Below are 13,390 nucleotides of genomic sequence, written 5' to 3' on the forward strand. Positions count from 1 at the left end.
CGCGCAGCTCTGACTCAGGTCAGTGATTCGGGTACGAGAATCTAGCTAACCCCAGCTATTTCAAGTACGAAAGGCATAACATCACATTTGGAGCATCATAATGATCGCAGTAACCGGAGCTACCGGCCAACTAGGCCGCCTTGTTATCAATGCATTACTTAAAAAAGTCCCAGCCAGTGAAATTATTGCCGCCGTACGCAGCCCGGAGAAGGCCAGTGATTTAGCAGCGTTAGGCGTTCAGGTACTTAAAGCTGATTATAGCCAACCCGCGACATTAGAAACTGCTTTCCAAGGGGTTGATAAACTGCTGTTAATCTCATCGAGTGAAGTGGGACAACGTATTGCTCAACATACTGCGGTAATCAATGCCGCCAAAAAAGCAGGCGTCAAATTGTTGGCGTATACCAGTTTGCTGCATGCCGATAAAAGCACTTTGGGATTAGGTGAAGAACACCGTGCCACAGAAGAACTTCTGCGCGACTCAGGCGTGCCGGTGGTGCTCTTGAGAAACGGCTGGTATACCGAAAACTATGCTGCAAGTATTGCACCGGCGTTAGCCCATGGTGCATTCATCGGCGCGGTCGCTGATGGCCGTATCGCCTCTGCCGCGCGTGAAGACTATGCCGAGGCCGCCGCCACAGTGCTGACCCAAGAAAATCAAGCCGGTAAAGTTTACGAATTAGCTGGTGATGACAGCTATACATTGGCCGAATTCACAGCAGAAATTGCCCGCCAATCCGGCAAACCAGTCGTATACAAAAATCTATCTGAGACTGACTTCAAGCAAGCGCTGATTGGAGCCGGTTTACCTGACGGTTTTGCCAGCCTGCTGGCCGATTCTGATGCGGGTGCGGCTAAAGGTGGGCTTTTTGATGATAGCCATACCTTGAGCAAACTTATTGGCCGCCCAACAACCCCCTATGCCAAAGTGATTGCTGCAACACTGGCTACACTTTAATTTTTCACCATCATTGTTTCCGCTATGACTCTTGACCGGTACCCTCGGGCTACCGGTCACATTCAGCGTCTGTCTTATGATTTAGCCGCATCCAATGCTTGGGCAAGGTCATTGAGGATGTCATCAATGTGCTCAATACCAATCGACAACCTCACCATATCCCGTGGTACACCCGCCTTAATAAGCTCTTCATCATTGAGCTGACGGTGAGTTGTGGAGGCTGGATGGCACGCCAATGATTTGGCATCACCAATATTAACCAGCCGTACGATCAAATTCAGCGCATCGATAAATCGCCCCCCCGCCGCCTGCCCGCCATGAACACCGAATGACAATATAGCGGCAGGTTTACCACCAAAATAGCGTTGGGCTAATTCATGTTCAGGATGGTCAGGTAAACCGGCATATTTAACCCAGCTAACTTGTGGGTGATTCTGCAAGTAATGGGCAACTTTCAATGCATTTTCAGTATGGCGCTCCATGCGCAAAGCCAGAGTTTCTAGCCCTTGTAAGATCAGAAAGGCATTGAATGGCGACAGTGCCGCGCCGGTATTTCTCAGCGGTACCACTCGGCAGCGACCAATATACGCAGCCGCGCCAAATTGCTCGGTATAAGTCACACCGTGATAAGACGGATCGGGCGTATTCAATTGAGCAAAACGCTTCGGATATTGTGCCCACGGGAACTTACCGGAATCCACCACTATGCCACCAATGCTGGAACCGTGGCCGCCGATATATTTGGTCAATGAATGCACCACAATATCCGCGCCATGTTCAAATGGCCGACAAAGAATAGGTGTCGCGACCGTATTATCGACAATCAATGGCACCCCGTGCCGATGGGCGGCATCAGCCAATTTTTTCAGATCAACAATATTGCCCGCTGGATTACCAATTGATTCACAAAAAACCGCTTTTGTCCGGTCATCAATCAATGCTTCTAATGCTTCAATATCATCATGGTCGGCAAATCGAGTTTCGATCCCGTAACGCGGCAAAGTATGGGCCAGCAGGTTGTAAGTCCCGCCATACAACTTCGCTACTGACACGATATTATCCCCAGCTTCAGCAAGTGTCTGGATAGCATAGGTGATCGCGGCCATACCGGATGCAACTGCCAGGGCAGCAATCCCCCCTTCCAGCGCTGCAACCCGTTGTTCCAACACATCATTGGTGGGGTTCATGATTCGTGAGTAAATATTGCCCGCGACTTTTAAATCAAATAAATCGGCACCATGCTGGGTATCATCAAAGGCAAAAGAGGAAGTCTGATAAATGGGAACAGCAACCGCTCTGGTGGTGGGATCTGGTGAATAGCCTGCATGAATAGATAATGTTTCTAATTTCATTTTTAATCCTTGTTATAGATACAATATCAATAGCTATGAACTGGTCGATAGCTACGGACTGGCGCTTTATGATGCTGCGCCTCTGACTAGACCAACAATTTACTTGCGATAGACGATATTAAGGAATTCACAATAGAGGAATTAATGAACGATACATATATGAAAAAAACAATTATTTAGTTATTAATTATAATTAAAAATTATCGACTTCCCCCGACTAAGTCCTCCATCACTCTTCGCCGTTTCCCTGTATTTTTCTATCCCACTAACTTTCTCTTCTTACAAACCAATCATCTGATTAAAAAAGCAGATTGGTGTCTTGCTGTCTGTCTTCATTGTTAAATACTGTATATATAAACAGCACTGAATGGCAAGTTATCTTTTCTTCTTGTTCTCGCATTTAGGAGCATTTACGAGGGAATCTAATCATGTCGGGCTGACACGATGAATTTGAAGGATAATTTAAATCTAAATGTCATTATGCGGAGTGGGTTTGTCACAACAAAGTGGTCATTTTCACTTAGGGAGTATTGCCCCCTTAACTAAATAGATAGAGCATCAACCTATCACTGTCCGCTATTTACAACCATGTCCACTCCAGTGATACACTTGTCGCATATCATGCTAACTGAACAATTAATGCCATGCACACTTTCTTGATTATCATCCCTAATGGGGGAATGCTGTTTGAAGCAATAGGGGTCACCGATATTCTTATGCATGCTAATCGCCTGCGAACAACGGATACTCCTAACCCACCCTATCAGGTCACTGTTGCAACAACACAACCGCATCGCGTGGTAAACGGCATTTCAGGTCTAAACTTGCTTGCTGACCAGCGGCTTTCCGACCTGGATCCGACACTTTCCCGCAACACAATAATGGTCACTGGCAAAGGGCTGACAGAGGATGAAAGTAGCAATGTTGTCAGTTGGCTTAAGCTGGCAGCGCCACATGCCGAACGAATAGTTTCGATCTGTGGGGGCGCACTTCTACTGGCCAAGGCCGGTTTACTGGATGGGCGGCATGCCACTACACACTGGCGGTTGCTTGATACCCTGCAAACCCAATACCCACGGATAATGGTGGAACGCGGTCCTTTGTATGTTCAAGATGGCATGGTCTGGACATCTGGGGGGGTCAGTTCAGGTTTTGATCTGACTCTCGCTTTGGTCGAAGACGACCAAGGATTTAATATCGCCAGAGAGATTGCGCAAGACCTCGTGATGTTTCTGCGCCGTCCTGGCGGACAAATACAGTTTAGTCGGTATTTACTGAATCAAGCCAATGATGGGGTGATCCGTGATCTTCAAGCATGGTTGCCTAATAATCTCACCCATAATTTGTCCGTCGAAAATCTGGCAGAACGAGCGGCCATGAGTCCGCGTAACTTTACTCGAGTATTCACTCGGGAGACCGGTCTTACACCAGCAAAGTATATTGAAGAAGTCAGGTTAAATGCTGCCAGACAGCACCTTGAACAGACAACCAACAGTATTGAGCAAATTGCGGTGGTCACTGGGTTTGGTCGCGGTCTAAATCTACGCAGAGTTTTTGAACGCAACTTACAGCTGACGCCAACAGAATATCGTGAACATTTCCATTCTCGCAAAATGGCATAAATTGATCTTTTGTTGTCATTTACGCCCCCTTTTCTGAGAGCTATTATTAATTCAATTCAGTCAATAAAGGGGTTTTTATCATGGTTAAAGTGGGTATTAACGGATTCGGCAGAATTGGTCGAAATGTCCTTCGTGCAGCATTGGGACGTCATGATTTTCAGGTGGTCGCCATTAATGACCTCACTGATAGCAAAACTCTCGCTCATCTCCTTAAATATGATTCACTCTCCGGTACGTTAAATGTTGATATTAAAGCGAGTGAAAACCAAATTTTGGTTGATGGACATGCAATTCGCGTCTTTTCAGAAAGAGACCCAGCTGCAATTCCGTGGAGTAGCGTCGGTGTTGATATTGTCATAGAAGCCACCGGATTCTTTACTGAAAAGGCCAAAGCAGAAGTCCATATCACCCAAGGTGGAGCAAAGCGTGTCATCATTTCCGCTCCAGCTAAAAACGACGACATGACCATTGTGATGGGTGTCAATGATGATAAATATGATGCAGCCAAGCACAAAGTCGTCAGTAACGGTAGCTGCACCACTAACGGTCTTGCTCCTGCGGCACAAGTTTTACATCAGGTATTTGGCATTGAACATGGGCTTATGAATACCACCCATGCATATACCAACAGCCAAGCACTCCATGACCAACCAGAAAAAGACTTACGAGGAGCACGTGCAGCAGCTGTTTCTATTGTTCCTTACTCCAGCGGTGCTGCTAAAGCAATCGGTAAGGTTATCCCTGAACTTGAAGGTAAAATGACCGGCTATTCCCTGCGCGTTCCTGTGCCAGTGGTCTCTATAGTCGATTTAACCGTAAACCTTAAACGTGAAGCGACGGTTGACGAAATTAATGCTGCATTTCGTCAAGCTAGTGAATCTGGGCCGTTAAAGGGTATTCTGGGCTACAGCGAAGAACCTCTGGTATCAAGTGATTATCGCGGCGATCCGCGGTCATCTATTATTGATGGCCTTTCAACACTGGTCATTGGTGGAAAACTGGTCAAAATCCTAGCTTGGTATGATAACGAATGGGGATTTTCGAATCGCCTCATTGACCTTGCTTTGTTAATGGAAAAACGCGGTTTATAACCCCTTCTTGGCTATATTATCCGGGAGCATAACTAGCTCCCGGAATAGACTAGACTCATTTTGCACTGTAACGTCTGGAACAGTTAACAACATCGACGATGGCGGCTTAATCAACTCTTCCGCCCAAAATTTTCGTGCAACTGCTTGATATTTTGAGCAAAGACTTTAACCGACTTTCACCTATCTATGACTTTCTGATGAAAATAGAAAACTTAAAAAAGAGTCATTTAATTTTAAATGATTTTTGATTCAGCCATCATTATCGCTTTTTAGCTTTTCTAGCTCTGCATCTGCGGGGATTTTTATTCCTAATTAATATTACTCAGATTGATATGTCGGGCAACTGTAACAAATAATTATTGTAATATTCATAATTAACAAATATTGCAAATCAAACCACCAAAAAACATCACATCGTGTAACCTTTAAATAAAAATCATACATATTTAATCTCAATTACAGGCAAATATAAAAGCAAACAAACACTCATTTAAAAAATTCACCAATTGAACATTAAGCAACTCAACAAAAAACAACATAACCAACTGTTTTATATGATATATATTTACAATTTCGCTATTTTAAATACCAAATTAACATTAAGGTTAAATAATGAATTAAGTAAAATTCATATTTTTCATAAATAGTGAAACGCACTAAATAAGAGCAATGAGACGAATAAAAGCACCTTTATAGGGAATTGATGTTTTATATTAAGAATGCCATAAAGTTTTCTCTGCGACTGCCGATGACTCTCAGTAATTATTGTATTCCATTGTTATATCTCCTAAATAATTCGAGTTACAGGAAGGCGGCAATTGAGTAAATCCCGATGAGCTTATTCAAGTAAGTCATTCGGGTGAGCGAGAACAGCCAACGCACATGTAACGTTGAAGTATGACGGTATAAATGAACTCCCCCATTTACTGAGGTTATTATGCGAGTGAACAAACCTGTCAGCCGGCAGGAGTATCCTATTGATCGCGATACCACCTTGCAGTCTACCACTGATATTCAAGGTAATATCACCTATGCCAATGCTGCCTTTGTGCAGGCCAGTGGCTTTGAATATCAGAACTTGCTGGGCCAACCTCACAATGTGGTGCGGCACCCGGATATGCCCCCCGCGGCCTTTGCTGATATGTGGCGGACTTTGAATGCGGGTTTATCTTGGTCATCATTGGTCAAGAATCGTCGTCAAAATGGTGACTATTACTGGGTACGCGCCAATGCCACCCCGCTGCTCCATAAAGACCGTTTGACCGGCTATATTTCAGTACGAATTGCGCCAACCCGCGAAGAAGTTAAACAAGCGGAAGCACTGTATGCCGATTTTAACTCTGGCAAAGCTAAGCAACGCCGCATTGCATTGTATCGCGGGCTAATTGTCCGCACTGGCGTGTTATCTTTCCTTTCATTGTTTCAAACTCTGCCCCTGCGTTGGCGTTTGCGCGGTGCATTATTGACTGCCGCACTGCTACCGACTTTGGCGGCGATGGGGATAGGAGTGACCGGTTTGCCCTTGCTGGGGCTAGGAATAACCACCCTTTTCAGTAGCTTGATCACCTCATTTTGGTTGGAACGCCAGGTCGCCCGCCCAATTGCCGCGATTTTGCAGCAAGCACAAGATGTCTCCTCAGGACAAGCCGGTGATTATGTGCAACTGAACCGTGTTGATGAAATTGGCTATTTAATGCGTAGCGTCAATCAGTTGGGATTGAACCTCCGCTCTCTGACAGACGACGTCAGTGGCCAGGTTGATGGTATTAATACTGCCAGCAGTGAAATTGCGGCAGGGAATCGTGAGTTAAAAGTTAGGACCGAACAAGCTACCGCCAATCTACAACATATTGTCAGTGCGACTGAACAACTCGTCGCAACCGTCCAAAACAGCGCCAATAGTGCCAATGAGACGACATCATTAGCTGCTATGAGCAGCCATGCGGCGGAACGTGGTAGTGAGTTAATGCACCAGGTGATTAATACCATGGGCACGATTAATGATTCCAGCCATCGTATTGTCGATATTATCAGTGTGATTGAAGGCATTGCTTTCCAAACCAATATTTTGGCACTCAATGCGGCGGTTGAAGCGGCAAGAGCCGGTGAACAAGGCCGTGGCTTCGCCGTGGTTGCCAGTGAAGTTCGCCATTTGGCCCAACGCTCCTCCACTGCGGCAAAAGAAATTAAGCACCTCATTGAAACTAGCGTAGAGCGGGTTCGCGATGGGAGTAAATTAGTCCAAAACGCCGGGGCGACCATGGATAATATTGTGCAACAGGCCGGTCAGGTTTCTACTTTAATCCGTGAAATTAGCACCTCAACCCATGAACAGACACAAGCTCTTGGCCAAATTAGCCAGTCGATTGGTCAATTAGACCAAATGACGCATCAAAATTCCGCCATGGTGGAACAATATGCCGGTGCGGCAGAAGAGCTCGCTCATCGTACCTTGCGCCTAACTGCGGCTGTCCGTATTTATCGCCCGGTAAAATAAGGGGCCTTATCCATAATATCCCTTTGAAACAGCACGAATAAATTGAACAATTGAGTACCACCAGCACATTATCTGTTATGGATGCTATGACAAAGTATTCATCTGTCATAGCAATAAACAGAAACCCCGCTATAGTGGGCGGGTGGTTATTCAATTATTAAATAAGGAGTTTTATGTCATCACTTAATCAAACATCTGTTCGCGCCCAGCAAGGTAGCACTGATGCAAACTTACCTGGTGAAGATCATTTGATCGCCCATGAAGCTTTGCTTATCGCATTAATGGTTGAATGTGCTAACGAGTCAGACAATGATCAATTTTTGTTCAGTGTTCGAGAAACACTTAATCAGATTTTAAGTTCTTCCCGTTATCTTGATGCGAGCAAGATAGCCAACGGTCTGATTGATGAGGCTGATGATAAAGCCAACTGTTAGCCTCTAGCCCTCACTCATGAGGGCTTTTTATTGATAGAACCAGCCAATACCGCCGCTCCTATTAATCAATAATGACAGGTAGCCATCATCAACCAATCAAAGCGGTAATATAATCTATCGAGGAAAGTAATGGTTTCGCTGAAAGAAGTGGCAAATCTGGCGTCAGTTTCATTAATGACGGTTTCTCGGGCAATCAATGCCCCAGAACAATTGCGACCAGAAACTTATCAGCGAGTCATGCAAGCCATTGAAACTCTGAATTATGTACCTGATTTCTTTGCCCGAAAAATGCGGGGCAACACCACCAAAACCTCGACTCTCGCCGTGCTTGCGCGCGATACCGCCACCACTCCGTTTTCGGTCGAGATATTACTGTCCATTGAGTTGACGGCACGCGAATTTGGCTGGAATAGCTTTCTGGTCAATCTAACTTCACACGAAGACAGCGAACGCGCGGTCAACCAACTGCTGGCCCAGCGCCCCGATGGCATTATTTTTGCCTCAATGAGGCTACAACAGGTCACTGTCCCTGAATGTCTTCGGGATAAGAATATTGTGCTAGCTAATTGTGTCAGCGAGAATAATACAATCCCCAGCTACATTCCTGATGACTTTGATGGTCAATATCAGGCGCTGAAATTGCTGCTGCGCCGAGGTTATCAGCGGCCATTGTGTCTCTATCTTCCTGAGAGTTCGCTGGCGGGAAAAGCTCGGCGCGCGGGCGTGGAAAAAGCATGGCGAGAATCTACCTTACCACTGGAGCAGTTACGTCAGCACCACTTGGCGTGGGGAGATGAGCATTATCAGGATGTTATTTCTCTCTTAGAGCGCAACTGCCCTAACGGGAAACCTGATTTTGATGTGCTTATTTGTGGTAATGACCGCATCGCTTTCCTGGCCTACCAAGTGCTTTTAGCGAAAGGTATTACCATCCCACAGCAAGTTGCGGTAGTGGGGTATGACAATATGGCCGGTATCGGAGAGCTATTTCTGCCGCCACTGACTACGGTGCAACAGCCTCATTATGATATTGGTCGGGAAGCTGCCCTTCATTTAATTGAAAGGCGGGAATCACGATTAATACACCGATTGCCTTGCCCATTATTGGAGCGAGCATCCACTTAATGCCAACGCAGCTCTGTTATGCCCATAACAGAAAAGTCGTTTTGGTTTCGGCTCTTTTTCATCCTCTATATTGATACAATATCTCGTGTATTTCGTGATGTTAATCACCAATGTTAACGTTAACAATTCAATTTCGTGACGAAGATCACTTAACATTCGTTAACCCTGCCCATGCGTTTAATATGGTTTTACGTTATTGTTATGCAACAGTGCGCAGTTGACATAATGAGTCAATGTGACAAGTTTATTGGCTCAAATAATATAAGGAGGAAAAGTGCTACTTGATAAAATCCTACTGGTTGTCATTATGATTTTATTCTCACTTTTTGCCTGGTTGTTTTTTTCGCCCTATCATATGTATTCAACGGCTTATGAGTTGTTTGAGTTGTTTGGTTTTCAAGAGGGATACAACAACTTAAACTTTAGCTCGCCGCAGGAAGTATCAAACTAAATGGATAAAAAACAGGTGCCACTGTGGGCACCTGCTCTCTAGATTTAACACACTCTTTATTCCGAGTTTTATTCTGTTTGCTCTATTTCTTCGCGTTCTTTAGGCGGCAGTGCTGAATAACTGGCCACAATCGCCGTAAGGATGATAAATAAGTGCCCTTCTGAAGAGTCGAGTAAGAAGGAATTAAATAGGTGACAAGCCAAATAAGCACAGAGCAAAGCCACCAACACATTTCTAATCTGTGTTGGTAAACGCCAGGCAGAACGGAAATAACACCACATCCACCCGAGGAATAAAGCTAAACCGACGATTCCGGATTGCACAGTTTGCATTAAATATTCATTATGCGGATTTATGCTATATTCGCTTTGTGAAAGACTGAGCCAAAAGCCCCCAGCGCCATGCCCTAAAACAGGCGCTGACTCTATCAGCCTTACAGATTCAAGTATGAATGACGTGCGCATTCCCATCGAACTGTCGCAAGATTTTTTATCCTCCTCGTGGGTGGCTGACAAGCAGGTTTGAACCTCTGTGACACCTTGCTGTAGCCGTTCAACTGCACGGTTTGGCACCACAAGCACGATCGCTGCGATGATAAATGCGCCCACCAGCATCCCCAAACGCTGACGGGTTGATAATGACAGCAGCGCCCACACCCCAAAAGCAGCCACCAAGGCAACATAGCCGGTTCTGCCCTGCACCATAAACACAATGTTATAGACCGCCAGACACACCAGTAGCGCATAGCCCCAGCGCTTAAGCCCATGGCTGCGGAATGCTAAAGAAAGCCATATCACCGCAGCTAATGCCATAAAGAAGTTATGTGTGATTTGTAACTTAAATACTGTCGGATTTAAGGGGTCAATATGACCCAACGGCATATGAAGGACACCGACCCAGAGACTGGCGGCCAGGATCACGGCATTGGCCAATAAAAAACCTTTGGCAAAATAGCGGGCAAGTGGGCGAGAAAGAATAAAAAACATCGCTAATGGCAAGATATACAACAGCTTGGAATATTTTCCGACCATCACTTTACCGTACAAATTGTGCTGCCATAGCAAAGATACTGCCAGCAGCAAAAACATAATTGCCGGTAACCAAATCAGCGGGTTTTTGACTAAAACTTTCACATAACGTGTATCGCGGCTCAGCAGTAAACAGATTAAAGCCAATACCATCGACAAGTTCATTATAAAATTAGAAGTGGGTACACCAATACCTAATAAAAATGCAGTTACACAAGATAACATGCCAACATAGCGATGCGCTGGCGGTGAACTGGGCAAGGTAGCAGGAGAAATCATAAGTCACTCACTTCAGATTAATAACCAAGAGAAGCCGCGTGACACACTGGTACCCAGTATCGCAGCCCTAATCTATGACATAGCCAATCAGTATACACTGACTGGCTATGAGAAATATTTTAGATAAATGCCGTTATGCCGCGAGTGAACGGAACAGGTAACGGAACCACCATAATGGCCGCCACCAGCCCTTACGTTCGGGGACTGTTGGTGGGCGTGAATGCACTTTTTTGATTTCCCAATTAAAGTTAAGGAATATTCGGCTATGACCATATTCCGCACCAAAGAGAGCAATTTCATTCTTCTTGCGATCATCAATAGGCGCATTGTGCGTCAAATCACGATCCAGAGAATGGTAGCTTTTCTTCCTATCAACATTACGCTCAATACAGCGATATTGCTTCGGCAGATAGCGAGGTGTGGTGCCATGATCTTTATGGAACTTCACAAAACGATAATCTTCTGAACCATAATGGCCGGCAAACTCTTCGTCATAGCCATAAAGTCTGAAGAATCTAGCTCTGGACATGAAGAATAAATTGGGATGACCGCGGTAGGCTTTGCCGGTTTTTTCATCTGTACGGTAGATACGATACAGTGAGCGCCCAGGGTTACGCGCATTAACCAGATAACGCAGCGTATCTTCTGGCAGCAAACAGTCTAAATCAGTAATGATGATTTTATCAGATTTAGCATAAGTGACACCCAGATTACGGGAACCCGCTTGGTTCCACGGGATATCAGTGGTTATTCTTAACCACGTGAAATTCAAATCATAATCTTTTACTTCATACTCTAAGGGAGAGCAATCATCGACAATGACAAACTCTACCGCATCCTTAATATCGTCAGGGTAAGATTCATATTCCTTCAACAAAGACTCAACGGAATCCATATTTCCCTGATTACAGTAAAAATGGGTTACATAAGTCAGTTTGATATGCTGCTTATCTAACGGATGCCGTGCTTTAACGATTTCTACATCCTTCGTCACAATATAAACCTCTGTTTTAAGAGAGAAAATAAAAAAATATTTATAGTTTCTTAAGTTCTGGTGATTAAATGAAATACATATGCTAAATAACTTTGCCGTAAAGGATAAAGAGTTAACCTGACCAGTCAAATATTTTCTTCATATTATTATGGCGGGTCACAGCTCACTCATTGATTTATCCACAAAGTTGCAGAATTAGCTGAATTTACTGCAGCAGAGTTTGTGAGGTAATTGAGGGGGAACAAAAACTCACGGAAGCGGACGCCCCCGTGAGATATAGCTTAACTTGCTGAATTACATGTGTTGAATAATGGCATCGCCAAATTCACTACATTTCAGTAACTTAGCGCCTTCCATCAAACGTTCGAAATCATAAGTTACCGTCTTGGCCTGGATAGCGCCCTCGGTGCCTTTGATAATCAAATCAGCAGCTTCGAACCAACCCATGTGACGCAGCATCATTTCTGCGGACAGAATGATAGAACCTGGGTTCACCTTATCCTGACCCGCATACTTTGGTGCGGTGCCGTGGGTTGCTTCAAACAAGGCGCATTCATCACCAATGTTAGCGCCAGGGGCAATACCGATACCGCCGACTTGTGCAGCTAAAGCATCAGAAATGTAATCGCCGTTCAGGTTCATACAGGCGATGACATCATATTCTGCTGGGCGCAGCAAAATTTGTTGTAGGAAAGCATCGGCAATAACATCTTTAATAATGATGTCTTTACCGTTGTTTGGATTCTTAATTTTAACCCATGGGCCACCATCGATCAGCTCACCACCAAATTCCTCACGCGCTAACTGGTAACCCCAGTCTTTAAATGCGCCTTCGGTGAATTTCATAATGTTGCCTTTATGAACCAGAGTGACTGATTCACGATCGTTGGTAATCGCGTACTCAATGGCAGCACGAACCAAGCGCTTAGTCCCTTCTTCTGAACAAGGTTTCACACCAATACCACATTGTTCAGGGAAACGGATTTTCTTCACACCCATCTCTTCACGCAGGAACTTAATCACTTTTTCAGCTTCTGGTGAACCCGCTTTCCATTCGATACCCGCATAGATGTCTTCAGCGTTTTCGCGGAAAATCACCATATTGGTCAATTCAGGATGTTTTACCGGGCTTGGTGTCCCCTCGTAATAACGCACTGGGCGCAGACACACATACAAGTCGAGTTGTTGGCGCAAAGCAACGTTCAGAGAACGAATACCGCCGCCCACTGGCGTGGTTAATGGACCTTTAATAGCAACGCGATATTCACGAATCAGATCCAATGTTTCTTCTGGCAGCCAAACATCTTTGCCATAAACATGAGTTGATTTCTCACCGGTATAGATTTCCATCCAGGAGATTTTACGCTCACCTTTATAGGCTTTCTTAACCGCAGCATCTACCACGTTGATCATGGCTGGGGTCACATCGACGCCAATACCATCACCTTCAATAAATGGAATGATCGGATTATGCGGAACAACCAGTTTACCCTGAGCATCGACAGTAATTTTATTACCTTCTGCCGGAACCACTACTTTGCTTTCCATCAACCTCTCCT

The 13,390-nt window shown here is 44.9% G+C and carries 10 protein-coding genes; 6 read left to right on the plus strand and 4 right to left on the minus strand.

The window, feature by feature from the left end:
* The first annotated feature begins 100 nt into the window (after window positions 1-100).
* A complete protein-coding gene (locus tag OP863_RS11860; protein ID WP_265525326.1) occupies window positions 101-958 on the plus strand; it encodes an SDR family oxidoreductase in 858 nt (285 codons plus the stop codon).
* A gap of 74 nt (window positions 959-1,032) precedes the next feature.
* On the opposite strand, the gene OP863_RS11865 is transcribed toward OP863_RS11860, so the two are convergent.
* A complete protein-coding gene (locus OP863_RS11865; RefSeq protein ID WP_038632348.1) occupies window positions 1,033-2,310 on the minus strand; it encodes a bifunctional O-acetylhomoserine aminocarboxypropyltransferase/cysteine synthase in 1,278 nt (425 codons plus the stop codon).
* Between the two features lie 644 nt (window positions 2,311-2,954).
* Here OP863_RS11865 and OP863_RS11870 point away from each other — a divergent pair.
* The 5 genes from OP863_RS11870 (at window position 2,955) to OP863_RS11890 (ending at window position 9,079) form a co-directional block, all read left to right on the plus strand.
* On the plus strand, window positions 2,955-3,932 hold the full coding sequence (locus OP863_RS11870; RefSeq protein WP_145589474.1) for a GlxA family transcriptional regulator: 978 nt from the start codon (window positions 2,955-2,957) through the stop codon (window positions 3,930-3,932).
* Window positions 3,933-4,012: 80 nt separating this feature from the next.
* Complete coding sequence (gap, locus tag OP863_RS11875; protein WP_145589475.1) at window positions 4,013-5,023, plus strand: type I glyceraldehyde-3-phosphate dehydrogenase; 1,011 nt, start codon at window positions 4,013-4,015, stop codon at window positions 5,021-5,023.
* Between the two features lie 937 nt (window positions 5,024-5,960).
* Window positions 5,961-7,520: a methyl-accepting chemotaxis protein gene (locus OP863_RS11880; protein ID WP_145587680.1), complete on the plus strand. Its 1,560-nt coding sequence runs from the start codon at window positions 5,961-5,963 to the stop codon at window positions 7,518-7,520.
* Between the two features lie 173 nt (window positions 7,521-7,693).
* On the plus strand, window positions 7,694-7,954 hold the full coding sequence (locus OP863_RS11885; RefSeq protein WP_038632340.1) for a hypothetical protein: 261 nt from the start codon (window positions 7,694-7,696) through the stop codon (window positions 7,952-7,954).
* 129 nt (window positions 7,955-8,083) lie between these two features.
* A complete protein-coding gene (locus OP863_RS11890) occupies window positions 8,084-9,079 on the plus strand; it encodes a LacI family DNA-binding transcriptional regulator (protein ID WP_265525327.1) in 996 nt (331 codons plus the stop codon).
* Between the two features lie 519 nt (window positions 9,080-9,598).
* On the opposite strand, the gene OP863_RS11895 is transcribed toward OP863_RS11890, so the two are convergent.
* The 3 genes from OP863_RS11895 to icd form a co-directional block, all read right to left on the minus strand.
* On the minus strand, window positions 9,599-10,819 hold the full coding sequence (locus OP863_RS11895) for an O-antigen ligase family protein (RefSeq protein WP_265526264.1): 1,221 nt from the start codon (window positions 10,817-10,819) through the stop codon (window positions 9,599-9,601).
* 151 nt (window positions 10,820-10,970) lie between these two features.
* Window positions 10,971-11,831, minus strand: coding sequence for a glycosyltransferase family A protein (locus OP863_RS11900; RefSeq protein WP_050291257.1), 861 nt, complete (start codon window positions 11,829-11,831; stop codon window positions 10,971-10,973).
* A gap of 294 nt (window positions 11,832-12,125) precedes the next feature.
* A complete protein-coding gene (gene icd, locus OP863_RS11905; RefSeq protein WP_050291258.1) occupies window positions 12,126-13,379 on the minus strand; it encodes an NADP-dependent isocitrate dehydrogenase in 1,254 nt (417 codons plus the stop codon).
* Between the last annotated feature and the right edge of the window lie 11 nt (window positions 13,380-13,390).

This window comes from Yersinia sp. SCPM-O-B-9106 (C-191), assembly GCF_026183365.1.
Classification (GTDB): domain Bacteria; phylum Pseudomonadota; class Gammaproteobacteria; order Enterobacterales; family Enterobacteriaceae; genus Yersinia; species Yersinia rochesterensis.